At 54.6% G+C, this 26,430-nt stretch carries 2 protein-coding genes (1 of these 2 only partly in view); both read left to right on the forward strand.

Annotated elements, in window-relative coordinates; all coding sequences use genetic code 11:
• Positions 1 to 5,103, forward strand: the final stretch of a protein-coding gene (locus VY86_RS04130) for a non-ribosomal peptide synthase/polyketide synthase (RefSeq protein WP_046974040.1). It extends 20,847 nt beyond the left edge of the window; 5,103 of the gene's 25,950 nt are visible here — the last part of the coding sequence; its start codon lies off the left edge, out of view; its stop codon occupies positions 5,101 to 5,103.
• On the forward strand, positions 5,103 to 26,282 hold the full coding sequence (locus tag VY86_RS04135) for a non-ribosomal peptide synthetase (RefSeq protein ID WP_052760771.1): 21,180 nt from the start codon (positions 5,103 to 5,105) through the stop codon (positions 26,280 to 26,282). Before VY86_RS04130 ends, VY86_RS04135 begins: the two co-directional genes overlap by 1 nt.
• The last annotated feature ends 148 nt before the right edge of the window (positions 26,283 to 26,430 follow it).

Genomic DNA, 26,430 nt, shown 5'->3' on the forward strand with positions numbered 1-26,430 from the left:
TTCCCGCAAGCGGCCCTGATCCATGAGTTGTTTGAGCAACAGGCCGCACGCACCCCGGATGCCACCGCCGTGCTATTTGAAGGGCAGTCACTCAGCTATGGTGAACTGAACCGCTGTGCCAATCAGCTGGCGCATCATTTAATTGCACTGGGCGTACAGCTTGATGACCGGGTCGCTATCTGTGTTGAACGCAGTCCAGCGATGGTGGTGGGACTGCTGGGAACCCTTAAAGCTGGCGGCGCCTATGTGCCCCTCGACCCAGCTTACCCGACCGAACGGCTGGCCTATATGCTGGCAGATGCGGCGCCGGTGGTCCTGCTTACCCAGACATCACTGGCTGAAAAATTGGGCAGCGGTCTGCCGACGGTGCTGCTGGATACCCCGGCCTGCAATACTTGTGCGGACAATAATCCGGCTGTCCGGGCACATACGCCACACCATCTGGCGTATGTGATTTACACCTCCGGCTCCACCGGTCAGCCCAAAGGAGTTATGGCTGAACACCACGGGTTTAGAAATTACCTACAGTGGGCTCTCAGTCATTATGTTACTGCCGGACAGATAGATAGCATCGTGTCATCATCTTTTGCCTTTGATGCAACAGTCACCAGTATTTACTTGCCTCTGCTTTGTGGGGGCAAAATACGCCTTATCCGTGAAGGTCAGGAACTTACGGAATTGGCGCCCTCACTGTTATCCACATCTATGGAGTCCGCGACTCTGGTTAAAATAACACCCTCTCATCTCGCCGCAATTGGTCAGGAATTACTGGCTGCAAAATGGATCTGCCCTGCACACTGTTTCATCGTCGGCGGGGAGGCACTAACCCGTTCAATCGTAGCACTTTGGCGTGAGTTATCTCCTGAGTCACGTATTGTTAACGAGTATGGCCCAACCGAAACAGTGGTGGGTTGCATCACGTTTGATACTCATAATCAGGATAATATCACCGACAACGTTCCCATCGGACAACCGATCGCCAACACCCGGATTTATATTCTGGATGCGCAAGGCCAACCAGTGCCCTTTGGTGTGGCCGGTGAGATCTATATTGGTGGTGCCGGTGTGGCCCGCGGTTACCTCAACCGTCCGGCACTGACAGCAGAGCGTTTTATTCCTGACTCCTTCTCAGCAGAACCCGATGCCCGTCTGTACAAGACGGGCGACCTCGGTCGCTGGCTGCCGGATGGCAATATCGAGTACCTGGGCCGCAACGATTTTCAGGTCAAGCTGCGTGGTTTCCGGATTGAGCTCGGTGAAATCGAGTCACGTCTCGTCCAATGCTCTGGAGTACGCGAAGCTATTGTTATCGCCCGCGAAGACATTGCCGGAGAAAAACGCCTGGTGGCCTATCTCCGATCGCAGTCCGGCGTTGAACTAGTGCCAGCTGAATTGCGCCAGCAACTGGCTCAACATTTAACCGATTACATGCTGCCCAGCGCTTTTGTGACGCTGGAAAGCTTCCCGCTGACCCCTAACGGTAAACTTGACCGTAAGGTGCTGCCCATCCCTAAGCAGTTTGCCGTGGCAACGCGTGGTTATGAAACACCTGAGGGCGAACTGGAAACCCTGCTGGCACAGATTTGGCAGGAGCTACTGGGCTTGGAGCGTGTTGGCCGTCATGATCATTTCTTCGAACTCGGCGGCCATTCACTGATGGCGGTCAGCTTGATTGAACGACTGCGCGTTTTGGGGCAGACACTTGATGTCCGCAGCATCTTCTCGGCACCGATCCTTTCCGAGATGGCTCTGGCTATTCAGGCCCTTCAAGAGATGCCTGCCTTCATAGTTCCCCCTAATCGCATTAGCAAAGATTGTGTTGTCCTTACACCCGATCTGTTGCCACTGGTGGCACTGTCCCAGACTGAGCTCGATACCATTATCGACACCGTTCCCGGTGGTGCTGCCAATGTTCAGGATATCTATCCGCTTGCCCCGTTGCAGGAAGGCATTCTGTTCCACCATCGCTTGCAGGAACAAGGGGATACCTATCTGTTAAACAGCTTGGTGGCTTTTGATAGCCGTACACGTCTTGACGCCTTCCTTAGCGCCCTGCAACACGTGATCGACCGCCACGACATCCTGCGTACCGCCATCTGCTGGCAGGGACTAACCCTGCCCGTACAGGTGGTCTGGCGACAGGCACCATTGTCAGTGAACACCTTTGTGCCGACCTCAGAAAACAATGTGCTGGCCCAGCTACAAGACCATATTGATCCACGACAGCGCCGGCTTAATCTTAGTCAGGCACCGCTGCTCACCGCCGATATTGCCCATGATCCGGCCAGTCACGAATGGCTGTTGGCGCTGAGTTTCCATCATTTGATCGGCGATCATATGACGCTGACACTTATCGTTGATGAAATTCGCTTACTATTGCAAGGGCGTATAGGAGAACTGCCCAACTCGCTGCCATACCGCAACTTTATCGCCCAAACACGGAGCGTGCCGGTTTCTGTGCATGAGGGCTACTTCCGTGCCCAGCTCGCCGATGTCGATACCCCAACAGCGCCTCTTGGTTTGCTTAATGTGCAAGGTGACGGCGGGGATATTACCGAAGCCCGTTTGTTGCTGGATACCAAGCTGGCCCAAACGATCCGCAATCAAGCCCGCCATCTGGGTATCAGCCCAAGTGTGATATTTCATGTTGCCTGGGCGCAGGTGTTGGCGCAGACCAGCGGCTGTGACGATGTGGTCTTCGGCTCCGTACTGCTGGGCCGTCTGCAAGGCTCTGTCGGCGCTGATCGGGTAATGGGGATGTTTATTAATACCCTGCCATTGCGGGTATCCCTTGCTAATCGCAGTGTACTGGAAGTGGTACAGACCACCTACCGTAACCTCACAACATTGCTGGAGCATGAACAGGCCCCTCTGGCGCTGGCCCAGCGTTGCAGTGGTGTGACGCCTCCCATGCCATTATTTAGCGCTCTGCTTAACTACCGCCATAGCCAGCCAGACGCAGACGATACAGCTTGGGATGGCATGCGTTTGTTGGCGACAGAGGAGCGTACTAATTACCCGTTGATCCTCTCGGTAGATGATTTAGGGGAAGGCTTCAATCTAGTGGCTCAGACTATTTCAGGAATTAGCCCCACTCGGATTGCAAACTATTTGGTTATGGCCATCAGCGGTCTGATTGAAGCACTGGCAACTGAATCCCAACAATCTATTTTGGACCTGCCGATCCTGCCTGCTACCGAACGTCAGCAAATACTGGTGGACTTCAATAATACCGAGGCAGACTTCCCTAGAGAGGTTTTGCTCCATGAATTGTTTGAGCAACAGGTAGTACGTACTCCAGATGCCACCGCTGTGGTGTTTGAGGAAATCACTCTCAGCTACAACGAACTGAACTGCCGTGCTAATCGATTAGCTCATCATCTGCTTGCTCTGGGTATACGCCCGGACGATCGAGTCGCCATCTGTATTGAACGCAGCCTGGAAATGATGGTGGGATTATTGGGTATCCTCAAAGCGGGTGCTGCCTATGTGCCACTCGATCCCGCTTATCCGGCCGAACGCCTGACTTATATGCTGGAAGATGCCGCTCCCGTGGCGTTGCTTACCCAAACTGGTCTGCTGGAAACCCTGGACAGTCACCTGCCTACCATCGTGCTTGATGCTCGTGGCTCATCAGTTCTGGATAATGGGCCGGCAGAAAACCTTGCGGCTCAGGTACTGGGACTGACCTCACGTCATTTGGCGTATGTGATTTATACCTCGGGCTCAACAGGGAAACCAAAGGGTGTGATGATTGAACACAGTAATATTGTTAATTTCTTGTGTTCGATGAGCAAGGAACCTGGTATTACGGAGGAGGATGTTTTACTGGGTATTACCTCTCTTTCTTTCGATATTTCCATTTTAGAACTATTCCTGCCGTTATTAGCCGGAGCTCGGATCATATTGGCGACACAGGCACAAGCAACGAATGCACAGCAACTGGCCGCCTTAATTGCGCATCATAATGTATCCTTCATGCAAGCAACGCCTTCGACATGGCGTATGTTATTGCAAATGCCGACTTTCTCTCTGCCAACCAAGTTTAAGGTGCTGTGTGGTGGGGAAGCATTACCTGAAAAACTAGCAACACAGTTGCTCCAACAGGTTCCTACGCTCTGGAATCTGTATGGGCCAACGGAAACGACAGTCTGGTCTGCGTTAAATGGCTTGACTCGAACTTCCTCTTACATTGGTCACCCTATCGCCAATACCCAAATCTATATTCTGGATACACAGGGTCAGCCCGTGCCCCTTGGTGTGGCCGGTGAAATCCATATTGGTGGGGTTGGTGTGGCCCGCGGTTACCTCAACCAGCCGGCACTGACAGCAGAGCGTTTTATTCCTGACTCCTTCTCAGCAGAACCGGATGCCCGTTTGTACAAGACGGGCGACCTCGGTCGCTGGCTGCCGGATGGCAATATCGAGTACCTGGGCCGCAACGATTTTCAGGTCAAGCTGCGCGGTTTCCGCATCGAACTCGGCGAAATCGAGGCACGCCTCGCCCAATGCTCTGGAGTACGTGAAGCTGTTGTCATCGCCCGCGAAGACATCCCAGGCGATACTCGTCTGGTGGCCTATCTTCTCCCTCAGCCTGATGCTGAGCTCGTGCCGGCTGAACTGCGTCAGCAGCTTGTACAGCATCTGGCCGAGTATATGTTGCCCAGTGCCTTTGTGACGCTGGAAAGCTTCCCGCTGACCCCTAACGGTAAACTTGACCGCAAGTCGCTGCCTGCCCCTGAACAATCTGCTGTGGCTGTACGTGGTTATGAGGTTCCTATTGGTGAAATGGAAACTACGCTGGCTCAAATTTGGCAAGACTTGCTGGGACTGGAGCGCGTCGGCCGACATGATCACTTCTTCGAGATAGGTGGTCATTCGCTCATGGTCGTGCAATTGATAACGCGTATACAAACTGAATTTTTAATCGATATACCCATAGTCTCAATTTTCCAATTCCCAAAATTATCAGAATTAGCTGAGGTAATTCTCTCTGCTCAAATGAGTTCTGCATGGGGAAATGATATTGAATCAGTAAAAAGCGATCTTGATTCAATGTCGATAGAAGAGTTAATGGCGATTTTAGATGGAGATACTAATTAATGACCAAAGCTAACATAAACATTGAGATGCTAAAGCGTGCCGTTTTAGAGAAAAAGCTTAAGGAGCAATTAAAAAAACGCGAGGATCACTCTTTGCATCTACCGATAGGGAAAGCAGATCGCCATATGTCTTTACCGTTGTCTTTTGCTCAACAGCGGCTGTGGTTCCTCGGCCAATTCGATCCTGCCGCCAGTCAAGCTTACCATATGCCTATGGTACTACGACTTTCCGGTCAGCTTGACCCTCAGGCCCTCTCCGCAGCGCTCGATAACCTTGTCGCTCGCCAAGAGAGCCTGCGTACCCATTTTACGCTGGTTGATGGTCAACCCTGCCAGCAGATTGCCCCCGCAGACAGTGGTTTTGAACTTCCCTGTCTGGACTTGCGTTCCCTGAGCGAGACGGCGCGTGCCAATCGTGTTGCCGAACTCACCGAATATGAGGCCTGTGCGCCATTTGATCTCACTCAAGGCCCGCTGATCCGCGGTCAATTGCTGCAACTGGCCGATGAGGAGCATATGCTGCTGTTTACCCAGCACCATATCATCTCCGACGGCTGGTCCATCGGCATCATGGTCCGCGAGCTGGCGGCGCTTTATCAAGCCGCTCTTGCGGGTCAGGATGCAGTTTTACCACCTTTGCCCATCCAGTATGCCGACTATGCCGTCTGGCAGCGCGATGAGTTGCAGGGCGACCGCCTTACCGAACAACGTGATTTCTGGTGTGCCCAATTGCAGGGCGCGCCCGCCTTGCTGGAATTGCCCACGGATCGCCCACGCCCGTCGGTACAGAGCTATGCCGGCAGCCGGGTGCCTTTCCATCTGGATGCTGAAATCCTCACTTCCCTTAAGGCACTGGGTCAACGTCAGGGCACAACCCTGTTTATGACCTTGCTCGCGGCTTGGGCTGTTGTCCTTACTCGCCTCAGTAGCCAAGACGATATCGTCATCGGTACCCCTGTGGCCAACCGGACACGCAGCGAGCTGGAAGGTTTGGTTGGTTTCTTCGCCAATACGCTGGCCTTGCGTATCGAACCCGGTCAGTGCCACACGGTGACGGAACTGCTTGCTCAGGTTCGCGAACGCACACTGGCGGCCTATACTCATCAGGACCTGCCTTTCGAGCAGGTAGTAGAAGCATTGCAGCCAGCCCGCAGTTTGAGTTACAGCCCTGTTTTTCAGGTCATGCTGGCGCTAAACAACACCCCGGCTCAGGCACTGAAGTTGCCCGGGCTGGCTCTCTCCCTCGTTGAGCAACCGCAGCGCAGTAGCCAATTTGACCTGACGCTGTCGCTGACTGAAACCGACGCCGGTTTAGTGGGGGGGCTGGAATATGCGACCGATTTGTTTGATCAGGAGACCGTGGTTCGCATAGTCGGTTACCTCAAAAATGTCCTGACGGCGATGGCAACCGATGTCACGCACGCTATCCCGTCCCTGCCGATGCTGTCTGTCACAGAGCAGCAGCAACTACTGGCAGACTTCAACGCCCCCCAAACCGACTTCCCGCAGACCGCCTTGATCCATGAACTGTTTGAACAACAGGCTAAGCGGGTGCCTGACGCTACCGCCGTGGTGTTTGAAACACAGTCCCTCAGCTATGACGAACTAAACCGCCGCGCCAACCGGCTGGCTCATCATTTGCTGGCCCTGGGCGTACAGCCGGATGACCGGGTCGCTATCTGCGTTGAACGCAGTCTGGATATGGTGGTGGGTTTGCTGGGCATTCTGAAGGCCGGGGCGGCTTATCTGCCGCTTGACCCGGCCTACCCGGCCGAACGGCTGGCCTACATGCTCAGTGATGCGGCGCCGGTGGCCCTGCTTACCCAGACTGCCTTGCTGGAAACCCTGGACAGTCACCTGCCTACCGTGGTGCTGGATGTCAGCTCGTCGTCCGTCCTTGACGGAGCGCCGGACAGCAACCCAGACAGCCGGGCACGGGGACTGACTTCACACCACCTGGCCTATGTGATTTACACCTCCGGCTCCACCGGCCAGCCCAAAGGGGTGATGGTGGAACACGCGAACATCATTCGCCTGTTGGCAGCCACACAGGGTTATTTCCAGTTCAATCGCAACGACGTCTGGACCTTGTTCCACTCTTTCGCTTTTGATTTCTCGGTATGGGAGTTGTGGGGAGCCTTAGCTTACGGTGGCCGGCTGGTTATCGTACCGGCAGCCTGTGCCCGTTCGCCACAGGCATTTTATGCTCTATTGTGCCACGAACGCGTGACGGTGCTGAATCAGACACCGAGTGCTTTCCGTCAACTTATCCCCGTCCAGGATGACACCGCACATGCCCTGCGCTGCATTATCTTCGGCGGGGAGGCGCTGGAATTACCGTCGCTGGCGCCGTGGATCGCCAATAACCCTGTCCGCCAGACCCGGCTGGTGAATATGTACGGCATCACCGAGATCACCGTCCATGCCACCTATCAGGAACTCACCGAGGAGGCTATCACCGGCGGACGGGGTAGCCTGATTGGCCAGCCATTACCCGATCTGCGTGCCTATCTTCTCGACTCTCACGGTCAGCCGGTGCCAATCGGCGTGACCGGCGAGCTTTATATCGGCGGTGCCGGTGTGGCCCGCGGTTACCTGAACCGCCCGGCATTGACAGCGGAACGCTTTATCCCTGACCCGTTCTCCCGCGCCCCGGATGCCCGCCTGTATAAAACCGGTGACCTTAGCCGCTGGCTGTCTGACGGCTGTATCGAATATCTGGGCCGTAACGACTTTCAGGTCAAGCTGCGTGGCTTCCGTATTGAACTGGGGGAAATAGAAGCGCGCCTGACCCAGTGTCCGGGGGTGGAGGAAGCGACCGTTATCGCCCGTGAAGATATCCCCGGTGACAAACGTCTGGTGGCCTATGTCCGGCCGCAATCCGGTGTTGCACTGGTGCCGGCGGATTTACGTCAGCAACTGGTGCAACATCTGGCCGATTATATGCTGCCCAGTGCCTTCGTGATGCTGGAGGCCTTCCCGCTGACCCCGAACGGCAAGTTGGACCGCAAGGCGCTGCCTGCCCCTGATCAGTTGGCCATTGTGTCACGGGGCTATGCGCCTGCGCAGGGTGAGGTTGAAACGGGACTAGCACAGATCTGGCAAGACCTGCTGGGATTGGCGCGTGTCGGGCGCCATGATCACTTCTTCGAACTCGGCGGCCACTCGCTGCTGGTGGTTAGTGTGATCGAACGGCTTCGCCAGCGGGGCTGGGAACTGGACGTCCGTACGGTATTCACTGCACCGATCCTGGCCGATCTGGCCCGGGCAATTCAAATATCCCCGGGTGATGTCCCGGCCTTTGTCGTGCCGCCCAACCGTATTCCTGATGGCAGTATCGTGCTCACCCCTGAAATGCTGCCGCTGGTCACCCTGTCCCAGACGGAAATCGACACTATCGTCAACCGGACTTCCGGCGGAGCGGCCAATGTGCAGGATATCTATCCGCTGGCCCCGTTGCAGGAAGGTATCCTGTTCCACCATTTGCTGAATCCGGCCAAAGATCCCTATGTTATCTCGTCGCTGTTATGTATCGACAGTCAGGCAGACCTTGATGCATTCACGGCTGCATTACAAGCGGTCGTCGGCCGGCACGATATCCTGCGCACCGCCATCCACTGGACCGGATTGTCCCAGCCGGTTCAGGTTGTGCACCGATACGCTCCATTACCTGTTCATCGCCTGATCCTGAAGGACAGTGATGACGTGACTGCCAGTCTGCAAGCCCGCATGGGGTTGTCACACCTGCCTATGGATTTATCTCAGGCGCCGCTGATACGCTTACAAACCGCTGCTGACCCACATTCAGCCAGGCTGTACGTCTTGCTCCAATTTCATCATATTATCGATGATAACCTCTCATTACGGCAGGTTCTCGCGGAAACGGCGGCATTCTTACTGGGCAAAAGTGCCGATTTACCGCCATCGGTGCCTTATCGCAACTTTGTGGCTTATGCCCGTCAGGAAAGCCATATTCAGGCCGCAGAAACCTTCTTCCCGGATTATCTGGCGGATCTCGATGAAGTGACGGCCCCTTTTGGCCTGATTAGCGTTCAGGAAGAGGGCGAACATACGGCCGAAGCCCAACAGCCCCTTAATGCCGGCTTATCCCGCGCCCTCCGTGAAACGGCTCGCAGGCTGGGCACCAGCCCCGCGGCGTTGTTCCATGCGGGTTGGGCACTGGTCGTTGCCCGAACCAGCGGGCGTGACGATATTGTATTCGGTACCACCTTATCAGGCCGTATGTCGGGCATGGCGGGCAGTGCGGGCGCGTTGGGGATGTTTATCAATACCCTGCCGGTCAGGCTGAAACTCAAAGGGATCAGCGTTGAGGAACTCGTCAAGACAGTCACTGACACATGCGCTAATTTATTGCGTTATGAACAGACCCCCTTGTCCCTGGTGCAGCGCTATAGCGGGCTCGGTAATATGCCGTTGTTCAGTGCCTTGCTCAATTGCCGGCATGTGAGTGACAAGGACAGCGGCACGCTTAACCTGTCGCAGTTTGGTATAACCAGTCTGGCTGGCCGGGAACGCACCAATTATCCCGTGGGGATCTCGATTGATGATGATGGTAAGGATTTTATGTTATCCGCTCAAACTGTCAGCACTGTCGATCCGAAGAGGATCAATGCCTATTTGATCAGGGCACTGGAACAACTGGTTGCGGTATTGGCGGATGCACCGCATTCACCGGCCCTGGCGGTGGATGTGTTGCCTGCCGCTGAACGTCAGCAATTACTGGCGGACTTCAATGCCACTGAGCGTGACTTCCCGCAAGCGGCCCTGATCCATGAGTTGTTTGAGCAACAGGCCGCACGCACCCCGGATGCCACCGCCGTGCTATTTGAAGGGCAGTCACTCAGCTATGGTGAACTGAACCGCTACGCCAACCAGCTGGCGCATCATTTAATTGCACTGGACGTACAGCTTGATGACCGGGTCGCTATCTGTGTTGAACGCAGTCCAGCGATGGTGGTGGGACTGCTGGGAACCCTTAAAGCTGGCGGCGCCTATGTGCCCCTCGACCCAGCTTACCCGACCGAACGGCTGACCTATATGCTGGCAGATGCGGCGCCGGTGGTCCTGCTTACCCAGACGTCACTGGTTAAGAAACTGGACAGTTCCCTGCCTGCTGTGCTGCTGGATACCCAAGCCTTCGATACCTGTGCGGACAATAACCCTGATACCCAGGCGCGGGGGTTGACTCCACATCATTTGGCGTATGTTATCTACACCTCCGGCTCCACCGGTCAGCCCAAAGGGGTCATGGTTGAACATCGCGGCCTGAGTAACTTGATTAACACACAAATTGAAGCATTTCATATCACAGCTGACAGTCGGTTATTGCAATTCGCTTCTTTCAGCTTTGATGCCTGTATCTCTGAAATTGCTACTACACTGTGTCAAGGTGCCTGCCTTGTTCTGGCATCCCGCGAAGCCTTGTTACCCGGTGAAGCTCTGCTCAAGACTCTGCAAACTCAGGCGATCACCCATGTGACCCTTCCTCCTGTTGCAGCCAGTGCCTTAACGCCTGATGCTGACCTGCCCAACTTGACAACTTTAGTTTTGGCAGGTGAAACTTGTCCGCCCGCGCTGGTCAAACGGTGGGCAGCGGGGCGACGGATGATTAATGCCTATGGGCCAACAGAAAGTACCGTCTGTGCAACTCTCTATCTATGTGATGTCCGTAATGAAAATGCGCTCCCTATTGGTCAACCGATCGCCAACACCCGGATTTATATTCTGGATGCACAAGGCCAGCCGGTGCCCCTTGGTGTGGCCGGTGAGATCTATATTGGTGGTGCCGGTGTGGCCCGCGGTTACCTCAACCGCCCGGCACTGACAGCAGAGCGTTTTATTCCTGATCTCTTCTCAACAACACCAGATGCCCGACTGTACAAAACGGGTGATCTCGGCTGCTGGCTGCCGGATGGCAATATCGAGTACCTTGGCCGTAACGATTTTCAGGTCAAGCTGCGTGGTTTCCGGATTGAGCTCGGTGAAATCGAGGCACGCCTCGCCCAATGCTCTGGAGTACGCGAAGCTGTTGTTATCGCCCGCGAAGACATTGCCGGAGAAAAACGTCTGGTGGCCTATCTCCGGCCTCAGTCCGGCGTTGAATTGGTGCCGGCCGAACTGCGTCAGCAACTGGCACAGCATCTGGCCGATTATATGCTGCCCAGCGCCTTTGTGACGCTGGAAACTTTCCCGCTGACCCCTAACGGTAAACTTGACCGTAAGGCGCTACCCGACCCTGAGCAGTCTGCCGTGGCAACGCGTGGTTATGAAGTACCTGAAGGCGAACTGGAAACCCTGCTGGTGCAGATTTGGCAGGAGCTGCTGGGCTTGGAGCGTGTTGGCCGTCATGATCATTTCTTCGAACTCGGCGGCCATTCACTGATGGCGGTCAGTCTGATTGAGCGATTGCGTGGCGCTGGCTGGTTGCTTGATGTCCGTAGTGTTTTCTCTACACCCGTGCTCGCCGAGATGGCTCAGATGATACAAACACATCAGGGTAAACCGGTCTTCGTCGTACCACCTAATCGCATTACCGAAGATTGCACTACTCTCACCCCGGATCTGTTACCGTTGGTGAAACTATCCCAGACTGAGCTCGATACCATTATCGACACCGTTCCCGGCGGGGCGACTAATGTGCAGGATATCTACCCGCTTGCCCCGTTGCAGGAAGGCATCTTGTTCCACCATCGCTTGCAGGAACATGGGGATACCTATCTGTTAAACAGCTTGGTAGCTTTTGATAACCGTACACGTCTCGACGCTTTCCTTAGTGCCCTGCAACAGGTGATCGACCGCCACGATATCCTGCGTACTGCCATCTGTTGGCAGGGACTGACCCAGCCCGTACAAGTGGTCTGGCGTCAGGCATCCCTGTCAGTGAACACCTTTGTGCCGGTCTCGGCAAACAATGTGCTGGCCCAGCTACAAGCCCACACCAACCCACGCCAGCGTCGGTACGATCTCAGTCAGGCACCGCTGCTCACTGCCGATATTGCCTATGATCCGACCAGCCATGAGTGGTTGTTAGCTTTGGGCTTCCACCATCTGATCGGCGATCATATGACACTGGAACTTATCATCGCCGAAATCCGCCTGTTGTTGCAGGGGCGTACGGGAGAACTGCCTAATTCGCTGCCATACCGCAACTTTATCGCTCAAACTCTGAGCGTACCGGTTTCTGTGCATGAGGATTACTTCCGTACGCAGCTCGCCGATATCGATGAACCAACTGCTCCCTTTGGTCTGCTTAATGTGCAAGGCGACGGTGAGGATGTGTCCGAAATTCATATACCTCTAGATACCACACTCGCCCGGGCGATCCGCAACCAGGCCCGCCGTCTGGGTATCAGCCCAAGTGTAATGTTCCATGTTGCCTGGGCGCAGGTGTTGGCGCAAACCAGCGGCCGTGATGATGTGGTCTTCGGCACCGTACTGTTGGGCCGTCTGCAAGGCTCTGCCGGTGCCGATCGGGTAATGGGGTTGTTTATCAATACCCTGCCATTGCGGATATCCCTTGCCGGTCGCAGTGTACTGGAAGTGGTGCAGTCCACCTATCGTGACCTCACGACACTGCTGGAACATGAACAGGCCCCTCTGGCGCTGGCCCAGCGTTGCAGTGGTGTGACGCCACCGATGCCATTGTTCAGCGCTCTGCTTAACTACCGCCATACCCAGTCAGACGCAGACGATACAACCTGGGATGGTATGCGCTTGTTGGCGACAGAGGAGCGTACTAATTACCCGTTGACCCTCTCGGTGGATAATTTAGGGGAAGGCTTCAATCTAGTGGCTCAGGCTATTTCAGGGATTGACCCCACCCGGGTCGCAAACTATTTGGTTACGGCCATCAGCGGCCTGATTGAAGCTCTGGCAACTGAACCCCAGCAATCTATTTTGAGCCTACCGGTTCTGCCTACTGCTGAACGTCAGCAACTGATGGATTTCAACGCCACACAGGCGGATTTCCCACAGGCCGCCCTGATCCATGAATTGTTCGAACAACAGGCGGCACGTACCCCGGATGCCATTGCTGTGGTGTTTGAAGAACACGCTCTCAGCTATGACGAACTGAACCGCCGCGCCAACCGGCTGGCCCATCACCTGCTGGCCCTCGGCGTACAGCCGGATGACCGGGTCGCCATCTGCGCCGAGCGCAGTCTGGAGATGGTGGTGGGATTATTGGCCATCCTTAAGGCCGGCGGTGCCTATCTGCCGCTCGATCCGGCTTATCCGGCCGAACGGCTGGCCTATATGCTCAGTGATGCGGCACCCGTGGCTTTGCTGACTCAGTCCGCGCGGGTTGAAATACTGGACAGCAGCCTGCCTACCGTGGTGCTAGATGCCCGCTCACCGTCTGTCTTTGACGGGACGCCGGACAGCAACCCCAACAGCCGGGCACGGGGACTGACTTCACAGCATCTGGCCTATGTGATTTATACCTCCGGCTCTACCGGCCAGCCCAAAGGGGTGATGAACAGCCACCGGGCCCTGTGTAACCGTCTGGTCTGGATGCAGGCTGCCTATCGCCTGACGCCCGATGACCGTGTCTTGCAGAAAACCCCGTTCAGTTTCGATGTGTCCGTCTGGGAATTCTTCTGGCCCCTGCTCTGGGGGGCTCGTCTGGTGATGGCCCGCCCCGAAGGCCACAAAGACGCGGGGTATTTGGCCCGGTTGATTGAGACCGCCGGTATTACCACATTGCACTTTGTGCCTTCCATGTTACAGCAGTTTGTGCAGAGGGTTTCGCCGGAGCACACCTGCGCCTCCCTCAAACGGGTGATTTGCAGTGGTGAGGCCTTGCCGCCAGAGCTGCAACAGCGCTTTTTCTCCCACTTTGAGGCCGAATTGCACAACCTGTATGGCCCAACCGAAGCCGCGATTGATGTCACCTATTGGGCCTGTCAGCGCGAGGATAAACGCCACTTTGTCCCCATTGGCCGCCCGATTGCCAATACCCAACTCTATATTCTGGATACACAGGGTCAGCCCGTGCCGCTCGGTGTGGCCGGTGAAATCCATATCGGTGGGGTAGGGGTGGCCCGCGGTTACCTGAACCGTCCGGCACTGACAGCGGAACGTTTTATCCCGGACCCGTTCTCCCGCGCCCCGGATGCCCGCCTGTATAAAACCGGCGACCTCGGCCGCTGGCTACCCGACGGCAGTATCGAATACCTGGGCCGTAACGACTTTCAGGTCAAGCTGCGTGGCTTCCGTATTGAGCTGGGGGAAATAGAAGCGCGCCTGACCCAGTGTCCGGGAGTGGAGGAAGCGGTCGTTATCGCCCGCGAAGATATCCCGGGTGACAAACGGTTAGTGGCCTATGTCCGGCCGCAGGCGGGTGCTGCACTGGTGCCGGCGGATTTACGCCCGCAACTGGCACAGCACCTGACCGACTACATGCTGCCCAGTGCCTTTGTGATGCTGGCGGCTTTCCCGCTGACCCCGAACGGCAAGCTGGACCGCAAGGCGCTGCCCGCGCCTGACCAGTCAGCAGCCGTCACCCGTGACTATGAAGCCCCTGTGGGTGAACGGGAAACCACGCTGGCGCAGATTTGGCAAAACCTGCTGGGGCTGGCACGCATCAGCCGGCACGACCACTTCTTCGAACTCGGCGGCCACTCGCTGATGGCGGTCAGCCTGATTGAACAACTGCGCAATGCCGGCTGGCTGCTTGATGTGCGCAGTGTCTTCTCCGCGCCCGTATTGACCGACATGGCGCAAGCTATCCGGACGGAGCAGGGGGAAGCGGCTTTTATTGTGCCGCCCAACCGGATCCCTGACGGCAGCACCGTGCTCACGCCTGAGATGTTACCGCTGGTCACGCTGTCTCAGGCGGAAATTGATGCCATTGCCGACTCCGTGGCGGGCGGGGCAGGCAATGTGCAGGATATCTATCCGCTGGCACCGCTACAGGAGGGCATTCTGTTCCACCATCGGTTGCAAGAGCAAGGCGATGCTTATCTGTTGCACCATGTCATCGCCTTTGATACCCAGGAACGCCTTGAGGCTTTCCTTGGGGCGCTGCAACGGGTGATAGACCGCCATGATATCCTGCGTACCGCTGTCTGCTGGCAGGGATTGACACAGCCTGTGCAGGTGGTCTGGCGTCAGGCGCCACTGTCAGTGGCCACTTTTGTGCCCGCTTCCGCAGAAAATGTGCTGGCCCAATTGCAGGCGCATACCGATCCGCGTCAACGCCAGATCGATCTTAGCCGGGCGCCGCTGTTTGCTGCTGACATGGCTCACGATCCAACCAGTAATGAATGGCTGTTGGCCCTAAGTCTTCATCATTTAGTCTGTGACCATATGACGTTAGGGCTTATCATTGCCGAAATTATTCAGTTGTTACAGGGGCAGACAGAAACCCTACCGACCCCTCTGCCTTACCGTAACTTTATCGCCCAAACTCTGAGCGTGCCGGTCTCTGTGCATGAGGACTATTTCCGCGCCCGACTTGCTGATGTTGATGCTCCAACAACGCCTTTTGGCCTGCTTAATATACAGGGCGACGGCGAGGATGTGACCGAAGCCCGTTTGCTGCTGGATACCACGCTGGCGCAGGCGATCCGCATGCAGGCCCGCCGTCTCGGTATCAATCCTGGCGTACTGTTCCACGTTGCCTGGGCTCAGTTGTTAGCACAGACCAGCGGCCATGACGATGTGGTCTTCGGCACTGTGCTGCTTGGCCGTCTGCAAGGCTCAGATGGCGCCGATCAGGTGATGGGGATGTTTATCAATACTCTGCCAGTGCGGGTTCCCCTTGCTGATCGCAGTGTATTGGAAGTCGTGCGCACCACCTACCACGATCTGATGACACTACTGGAGCATGAACAGGCGCCCCTGACGCTGGCACAGCGTTGCAGCGGTGTGAACCCGCCACTACCACTCTTCAGCGCCCTGCTTAACTATCGTCATAGCCAGTCAGGTACGGCTAATAAGGTCTGGGATGGTATGCGCATGTTGAACGAAAAAATACGTACCAACTATCCGTTGACCCTCTCAGTAGATGATCTAGGGGAAGATTTCAGCCTGCTTGCCCAAGCTGTTGCGGGCGTTGAACCTTTACGGTTGATAAACTACTTGATCACTGCGATCAGTGGGCTGGTTGAAGCATTGGCAACTGAACCCCAGCGCCCCATTCTGAGCCTGCCGATCCTGCCTGCCGCTGAACGTCAGCAGCTATTAGTGGATTTCAATGCCACACAAGCAGACTTCCCGCAGGCGACCCTGATCCATGAGCTGTTTGAGCAACAAGTTAAGCGTACTCCTGACACCATCGCCGTGGTGTTTGAAGGTCTGTCGCTTAGCTATGCTGAACTGAACCGTCGTGCCAATCGTCTGGCCCATTACCTGCTTGCGCTGGGGGTTCAGCCTGATGATCGAGTAGCTATCTGCGTTGAGCGCAGTCTGGAGATGGTGGTAGGACTGCTGGCTATTCTTAAATCTGGCGGCACCTATGTACCACTGGATCCGACCTATCCTACAGAACGGTTGGCCTATATGCTTGATGATGCGACCCCAGTGGCGCTGCTCACCCAGTCTACACTGGTTGAGGTACTGGGCTGTAATCTACCTACTGTAGTACTTGATAACCAAGAATTATCTGTTTTCGATAAAGAGCCGGAAGAAAACCTCAATGCTCAGGCGCTGGGGCTAACTTCACGCCATCTGGCCTATGTGATTTATACCTCTGGCTCCACCGGGCAACCTAAAGGGGTGATGGTTGAACACCGCAGCCTGTGTAATCTGGTTAATGCGCAGATAAAGGCGCTTAACATTACAGCCAATAGTTGCATATTACAGTTTGCTTCTTTCAGTTTCGATGTCTGCATGCAGGAATGTTGTATGACTCTCCTGACAGGGGCTCGCCTCCAACTCACTCAACGTACAAAGCTCCTGCCTGGTTCTGAGCTGTTCCATACCCTGAAAGAAAATGCCATTACTCATATGCTTCTGACGCCGACGGCATTAGCTGCATTGGATACAATACCGGAGACACTACAGACTCTGGTCGTCGGTGGCGAGATTTGCCCTCCAACGCTGATCAAACGCTGGGCAATAGGGCGACGCATGATCAATGCCTATGGCCCAACGGAAAGTACCATCTGTGCAACTTTCTACCTATGCAATGCCCAAGATGAGAAAGTGCCTCCTATCGGCCAGCCTATCGCCAATACCCAAATCTATATTCTGGATACACAGGGTCAGCCCGTGCCAGTCGGTGTTGTCGGTGAGATCCATATTGGTGGAGTCGGGGTTGCCCGCGGTTATCTTAATCGTCCAGTACTGACGGCAGAACGATTTATTCCCGACCTATTCTCAACAGTTCCAGATGCCCGTCTATACAAGACGGGTGATCTCGGCTGCTGGCTCCCTGATGGCAATATCGAATACTTTGGTCGCAACGATTTTCAAGTCAAGTTGCGCGGCTTCCGTATCGAACTCAGTGAAATCGAAGCGTGTCTCTCTCAGTGTCCAGGAGTGCGTGAGACGATCGTTATCGCCCGCGAAGATATCCCCGGTGACAAACGTCTGGTGGCCTATGTCCGGCCTATGTCCGGCGTTGAACTGGTGCCGGCTGAACTGCGCCGGCAACTGGCACAGCACCTGGCCGAATACATGCTACCCAGCGCCTTTGTGACACTGAAAACCTTCCCGTTCACGCCTAATGGCAAGCTTGATCGCCAAGCACTGCCGGCTCCTGACCAATCAGCGGTAGTCACCCGTGACTATGAGGAACCCGTCGGTGAACTGGAAACAATACTGGCGCAAATTTGGCAGGAGTTGCTGGGCTTGGAGCGTATCGGGCGTCACGATCACTTCTTTGAGATCGGTGGTAACTCGCTGATGGCTGTCAGCCTGATTGAACGGTTGCGCGGTCTAGGTCAGGCGCTTGATGTGCGCAGTGTTTTCTCCGCTCCCGTACTCACCGACATGGCTCAGGCGATACAAGCACATCAAGGTAAACCTGTCTTCGTCGTACCGCCTAATCGCATTACCGAAGATTGCACCGTCCTCACTCCAGACTTATTGCCGTTGGTGACGCTGTCCCAGACGGAAATCGACTCGATCGTTGAGACGGTGGTCGGCGGTGCGGTTAATGTACAAGATATCTATCCTCTCGCTCCGTTGCAGGAAGGTATTTTGTTCCATCACCGAATGCAGGAGCAAGGAGATACCTATCTGTTATGCAGTCTGATAACCTTCAACACCCGTGCACGTCTTGATGCTTTCCTTGACGCACTGCAACAGGTGATCGACCGCCACGATATTCTGCGTACTGCCATCTGCTGGCAGGGACTGACCCAGCCCGTACAAGTGGTCTGGCGTCAGGCATCCCTGTCGGTGAACACCTTTGTGCCGGCCTCGGCAAACAATGTGCTGACCCAGCTACAGACCCACACCAACCCACGTCGGCGTCGGCTCGATCTAAGCCAAGCACCTCTGTTCGCTGCCGATATCGCCCATGACCCAGCTAACCATGAGTGGTTGCTGGCATTGAGCTTCCACCATTTGGTCGGTGATCATATGACTCTGGCACTTATCGTTGATGAAATCTGCCTGCTGTTACAAGGGCATACAGAGGAACTATCCAATCCTCTGCCTTACCGTAACTTTATCGCCCAAACCCTGAGCGTACCGGCCTCGGTGCATGAGGACTATTTCCGCGTTCGGCTCGCTGATGTTGATGCCCCTACAGCCCCTTTCGGCCTGCTTAATATGCAGAATGACGGAGAAGATATTGCCGAAGCCCGTTTGCCGCTGGATACCACGCTGGCACAGGCGATCCGCAACCAGTCCCGTCATTTGGGTATCAGCCCGAGTGTACTGTTCCATGTTGCCTGGGCTCAGGTGTTGGCACAAACCAGTGGCCGTGACGATGTGGTTTTCGGCACGGTGCTGTTGGGCCGCCTGCAAGGCTCTGCCGGGGCCGACCGCGTAATGGGAATGTTTATCAATACCCTGCCGCTGCGAGTATCCCTTGTCGGTCTCAGTGTGCTGGAAGTGGTGCAGGCCACCTATCGTGACCTAATGACTCTTCTGGAGCATGAACAGGCTCCCCTGGCGTTGGCTCAGCGCTGTAGTGGGGTAATTTCACCGATGCCATTGTTCAGTGCCTTACTCAATTATCGCCATAGCCAGCCAGAAGCGGCTAATGTGGTCTGGAACGGCATGCGCTTGCTAACTACCGAAGATCGCACCAACTATCCGCTCTCTCTTTCTGTGGATGACTTGGGGGAGGGTTTTAATCTGGTGGTTCAGGCTGTGGCGGGAATTGATTCCGCTCGGGTCGCCAACTACTTGACTACAGCTATCAGTGGCTTGGTTGATGCCTTGGCAATTGAACCTCAGCGTTCTGTTCTGAGTCTGCCGATCTTACCTGCCGCAGAACGGCAACAGCTACTGGTGGACTTCAATACCACTGAGGTCGACTTCCCACGGAAGGCTTTGATCCATGAGTTGTTTGAGCAACAGGCAGAGCTCGCTCCTGACGCTACCGCCGTGGTGTTCAAAGAATTCTCCATCAGCTACAGTGAACTGAACCGCCGTGCCAACCAACTGGCCCATCATCTGCTTACCTTGGGCGTACAGCCGGATGACCGGGTCGCCATCTGCGTTGAACGTAGCCTGGAGATGATCGTGGGCTTACTGAGCATTCTCAAGGCGGGTGCGGCCTATGTACCATTGGATCCGGCCTACCCAGCCGAACGGCTGGCCTATATACTCAACGATGCTGAGCCGGTTGTTCTACTTACCCAATCAGTCCTGAGCGAAACGTTGGGCAGCAGCCTGCCTACTGTGCTGCTCGACATCTCCGTTTTTGGCGCTTACGCAGAGAGTAATCCTGATACTCATACACTGGGATTAACCTCACACCACTTGGCGTATGTCATCTACACCTCTGGTTCTACGGGCCACCCTAAAGGGGTAATGGTTGAACACAGGAATATCGTTGCATCCACTTATGCTCGACAATTGACGTATCCGCATTTCGAACGGTTTTTACTCTTGTCTTCAATCGCATTTGACAGTTCCCTCGCCAGTATCTTCAGTACACTCACGCGCGGAGGATGTTTATGTCTTCCAGAACAAGCGATTACTGTTAACCCTACAGCCATTTTGCAGGCTCTACGCCAGAATGACATCAGTTGCCTATTATGTGTGCCATCTTTGGCCCTCAGTCTGTTGCAACTCGCTAATAAAGAAGATATGGCATCCCTCCGAGCCCTTATTGTGGCAGGTGAACGCTGCCTGCCTGAACTTTATACTCGAATTGAACAGTTAGAGTTACCTATTGCTCTCTATAACGAGTATGGACCGACAGAAACTACAGTATGGGCCTCGGTTTATCAGGTCATGTCCCACGACTTGTTCAACATCCCTATCGGCCAGCCAATCGCTAATACTCGAATCTATATTCTGGATACGCAGGATCAGGTTGTGCCGATTGGCGTGGCTGGTGAAATCTATATCGGCGGGGCTGGTGTTACTCGCGGTTATCTTAATCGTCCAGAACTGACGGCAAAACGATTTATTACCGACCCATTCTCAACTACACCCGGCTCACGTATGTACAAAACGGGTGACCTTGGACGTTGGTTGCCCGATGGCAACATCGAATATCACGGCCGTAACGATTTTCAGGTCAAGTTGCGCGGCTTCCGGATTGAACTCGGTGAAATTGAGGCACAACTTATTCAGTGTCCTGGCGTAAGCGAAGCCATTGTCATTGTTCGTGAAGATATTTCGGGAGACAAACGTCTGGTGGCCTATCTCCGGCCTCAGTCCGGCGTTGAACTGGTGCCGGCAGAACTGCGCCAACAGCTTGCGCAGCAATTGGCTGAGTACATGATCCCCAGCGCATTTGTGATGTTGGAGACCTTCCCGCTGACGCCTAACGGCAAACTCGATCGTCAAGTTCTGCCAGCACCTGACCACTCTGCTGTAGCAACACGTGTCTATGAAGCACCAGAAGGTACATTGGAAACCGCACTGGCGCAGATCTGGCAAGATTTGCTGGGGCTGGAACGCGTCAGCCGTCATGATCACTTTTTCGAACTCGGAGGTCATTCACTGATGGCCGTCAGCCTGATTGAACGATTGCGTAATGCTGGCTGGTTGCTTGATGTGCGTAGCGTTTTCTCCACACCAGTACTCACCGAGATGGCTCAAATGATACAAGCACATCAGGGTAAACCTGTCTTCGTCGTACCGCCTAATCGCATTACCGAAGATTGCACTACCCTCACCCCCGACCTACTGCCGCTGGTGACGCTGTCTCAAGCGGAAATCGATATCATTATCGACACCGTTCCCGGCGGTACGGCCAATGTGCAGGATATCTACCCGCTAGCCCCGTTGCAGGAAGGCATTCTGTTCCACCATCGGTTGCAGGAGCAAGGGGACACTTATCTGTTATGCAGCCTAGTGGCCTTTGATACCTCTGAGCGCCTTGACGCTTTCCTTGGTGCCTTGCAACAGGTGATCAGCCGCCACGATATCTTGCGTACCGCTATTTGCTGGCAGGGATTAACGCAGCCTGTTCAAGTAGTTTGGCGTCAGGCCCCACTACCAGTGAATACCTTTGTGCCCACTTCAGAGAACAATGTGTTGGCCCAGTTGCAGGCCTACACCGACCCGCGTCAACGCCGGCTAAACCTGAATCAGGCACCGTTGTTTGCCGCTGACATCGCCCATGACCCTGCCAACTGCGAGTGGCTGCTGGCACTGAGTTTCCATCATCTGATCAGCGATCATATGACACTGGAACTTATCGTCTCTGAAATCAACTTGCTGTTGCAGGGACGTGCAGAGGTTCTCCCTGTACCACTGCCGTATCGCAACTTTATTGCCCAGACGCTGAGCGTGCCGGCCTCCGTGCATGAAGACTATTTCCATGCCCGGCTCGCCGATATTGATGCACCAACAGCACCTTTTGGTCTACTTAATGTGCAGGGTGACGGTAAAGATGTGGTTGAAGCCTATTTGAAGCTGGATATCACGCTGGCACGGGAGATCCGCAGTCAAGCTCGTCGCCTGGGAATCAACCCAAGTGTGCTGTTCCATGTTGCCTGGGCTCAAGTGCTGGCACAGACCAGCGGTCGTGATGATGTGGTCTTCGGCTCTGTGCTGCTCGGCCGGTTGCAAGGCTATGCCGGTGCTGATCAGGTAATGGGAATGTTTATCAATACGCTGCCAGTGCGGATATCCCTTGCTGGCATCAGTGTACTGGAAGTGGTGCAGACCACTTACCATGACCTAATGGCGTTACTAGATCATGAGCAAGCCCCTCTGGCGCTGGCCCTTCGCTGTAGCGGTGTGACACCACCGATGCCATTATTTAGTACCCTGCTCAATTACCGGCATAGCCATTCAGGGGCGGCCGATGATAGAGTTTGGAGAGGCATGCGTATGCTGACAGCAGAAGAACGCACAAACTATCCATTGACCCTCTCAGTGGATGACTTAGGGGAAGACTTCAGCCTAGTAACCCAAAGCATCTCGGGGATTGATCCCTCCCGACTGGCTAACTACCTGATTACAGCTATCAGCGGCCTGGTTGAAACTCTGGATAACGAACCTCAGCGACTTGTTTTGAGCCTGCCAGTTCTGCCTACTGCTGAACGTCAGCAACTTTTGATGAATTTCAACGCCCCCCAAACCGACTTCCCGCAAACCGCCCTGATCCATGAACTGTTTGAACAACAGGCTAAGCGGGTGCCTGACGCTACCGCCGTGGTGTTTGAAGCACAGTCCCTCAGCTATGACGAACTAAACCGCCGCGCCAACCGGCTGGCTCATCATTTGCTGGCCCTGGGCGTACAGCCGGATGACCGGGTCGCTATCTGCGTTGAACGCAGTCTGGATATGGTGGTGGGTTTGCTGGGCATTCTGAAGGCCGGGGCGGCTTATCTGCCGCTTGACCCGGCCTACCCGGCCAAACGGCTGGCCTACATGCTCAGTGATGCGGCGCCGGTGGCCCTGCTTACCCAGACTGCCTTGCTGGAAACCCTGGACAGTCACCTGCCTACCGTGGTGCTTGATGCCTGCTCGCCATCTGTCCTTGACGGGGTGCCGGACAGCAACCCAGACAGCCGGGCACGGGGACTGACTTCACACCACCTGGCCTATGTGATTTACACCTCCGGCTCCACCGGCCAGCCCAAAGGGGTGATGGTGGAACACGCGAACATCATTCGCCTGTTGGCAGCCACACAGGGTTATTTCCAGTTCAATCGCAACGACGTCTGGACCTTGTTCCACTCTTTCGCTTTTGATTTCTCGGTATGGGAGCTGTGGGGAGCCTTAGCTTACGGTGGCCGGCTGGTTATCGTACCGGCAGCCTGTGCCCGTTCGCCACAGGCATTTTATGCTCTGTTGTGCCACGAACGCGTGACGGTGCTGAATCAGACACCGAGTGCTTTCCGTCAACTTATCCCCGTCCAGGATGACACCGCACATGCCCTGCGCTGCATTATCTTCGGCGGGGAGGCGCTGGAATTACCGTCGCTGGCGCCGTGGATCGCCAATAACCCTGTCCGCCAGACCCGGCTGGTGAATATGTACGGCATCACCGAGATCACCGTCCATGCCACCTATCAGGAACTCACCGAGGAGGCTATCACCGGCGGACGGGGTAGCCTGATTGGCCAGCCATTACCCGATCTGCGTGCCTATCTTCTCGACTCTCACGGTCAGCCGGTGCCAGTCGGCGTGACCGGCGAGCTTTATATCGGCGGTGCCGGTGTGGCCCGCGGTTACCTGAACCGCCCGGCATTGACAGCGGAACGCTTTATCCCTGACCCGTTCTCCCGCGCCCCGGATGCCCGCCTGTATAAAACCGGTGACCTTGGCCGCTGGCTGTCTGACGGCTGTATCGAATATCTGGGCCGTAACGACTTTCAGGTCAAGCTGCGTGGCTTCCGTATTGAACTGGGGGAAATAGAAGCGCGCCTGACCCAGTGTCCGGGGGTGGAGGAAGCGACCGTTATCGCCCGTGAAGATATCCCCGGTGACAAACGTCTGGTGGCCTATGTCCGGCCGCAATCCGGTGTTGCACTGGTGCCGGCGGATTTACGTCAGCAACTGGTGCAACATCTGGCCGATTATATGCTGCCCAGTGCCTTCGTGATGCTGGAGGCCTTCCCGCTGACCCCGAACGGCAAGTTGGACCGCAAGGCGCTGCCTGCCCCTGATCAGTTGGCCATTGTGTCACGGGGCTATGCGCCTGCGCAGGGTGAGGTTGAAACGAGACTGGCGCAGATCTGGCAAGACCTGTTGGGGCTGGCGCGTGTCGGGCGTCATGACAATTTCTTTGAGTTAGGTGGTCATTCGTTGTTAGCTGTGCAATTGCTGAACTACATAAGTGAACAAGGCATGGAAGTGTCGTTGGCTACTTTATTCTCTCATCCAACATTATGTGATTTGGCGCTGGTTATTAACGACAAGTCAAACAAACTAAGTTCACCTTTTGATGCAAATCCTGTGCCGTTAAGCCCCAAAGGCAGTCTATCGCCATTATTCCTGGTACACGAGACCACAGGTGACCCGCTGGTTTATTCACTACTGGCGACTTTGCTACCGTCGGAACTGCCCGTATATGGGTTACAGGCACTTGGCCTCCACACACTGGAGAAGCCTCCGACTTCCATTGAAGAACTTGCCGCTTACCATGTTCAAGCCATTCGTCGAGTTCAACCTCACGGCCCTTATCATCTCGCAGGTTGGTCAATCGGGGGCGTCATTGTTTACGAGATGGCCTTGCAACTGATTAGCAGCGGTGAAGAAGTCAAGTACCTTGGTATGATCGATTCCTACAATTTAAGTGGACTCAAAATTGATACTGAAAGTGGACATAATATTGATGCCAATAAATCTGTAAATGATACGCAGGAAGATATCAATACGATTATTGAATATCTGCGTGATCATATAGACGTTATTGATAAACATGATTTGGATAAGCTTTATGACTTCAATGAAATGGACCAACTCCTTACCTTTTGTGAAGAACACCAATGGCTACCAACCGGTATTACAAAAGAAGATATCCTCTTTCGTATTTATACCCAGAGAGCCATTTTACAATTTGGTCGAAAATATATTGCTTCCGCTTCATCTTTACCCATCCATCTCTATACAGCAGATAATTTACCTGCTGAGTATGACTCTTGGCGTGGCTGGCGCAATATCGTTGGAGAGAATTCCGTACTCCATCCTATTGGTGGGACTCATAACTCCATCATGCAACAGCCTTTGCTCAACCAAGTGGCTGATTTGATCACTGAGCACTTGTTGCCCACAACCTACACCCCGAATATCATCATCCAAAATGGGGCCAAGTCTATTCCGCCACTTTTCTGTATTCCTGGAGCAGGTGCCAGCGCTTCCGGTTTCATCGAGTTGTCATTGTCCCTTCCACCGAAGCTACCTGTACACGCTTTGCAGTCTCGCGGTCTGATAGATGCGCACCTTCCTCCTTATATTAGCGTTGAAAGTACGGCTCACGCTTATATTCAGGCCATTCGTCAAACACAGCCTCATGGCCCCTATCACCTGCTAGGGCATTCCTTCGGTGGTTGGATAGCCTTTGAGATCGCGTTGCAACTACAGGCTCTGGGAGAAAAGGTCACTGATCTCATACTCGTTGATACCAGTGCTCCTGATCCGCAGGATAGTGTTCCTAAAGCTGTCGGCCGGATTGAAACGTTAATGAAGTTGATCGATATCTACAACATGATATTGACTCAACCATTACCGTTTACCAGACAAGACTTCGAAAACCAAGAACCGGATGAACAGATTCGCTCCCTGCTTCGAGCCTTGGTGAATGCGGGCATTTTCCCAGAGAATGTGAGTACATCTCTGTTGCAAGGTGTTGTCCAAGTTATGCAAGCCAATCTGAACACGAGTTATACACCACATACCAGCTATAAGGGCCTTGTTTATCTGATTAACGCTAAAGAAGGAGATGCTGATAAAACAGCAAATCACGAGAAAATGTGGCGTAGGCATGTTACTCAGCTAAGTACGATAATCGCACCTGGTAATCACATGACCATGCTGTCTAGCCCACACGTTAATCAACTTGCCACTTTACTGTGGGAAAAATTGGATTATGTGAGCTCTAATTTCGAGGGTTTGTTCATGAAGTAGAATAACCCGATTTTGTTACCTTAAGCCAGCCTTGCGGGGCTGGCATTTTATCATCCTTTATCTATCTGGCTTTCAGTGTAGTGGTGTGGAAATTTGCTTCCTTGGATTAGACAAGGTTTAGTGTGCCACCCGCCAGAAGGGATAAATA

Source organism: Photorhabdus thracensis (genome assembly GCF_001010285.1).
GTDB classification, from domain to species: domain Bacteria; phylum Pseudomonadota; class Gammaproteobacteria; order Enterobacterales; family Enterobacteriaceae; genus Photorhabdus; species Photorhabdus temperata.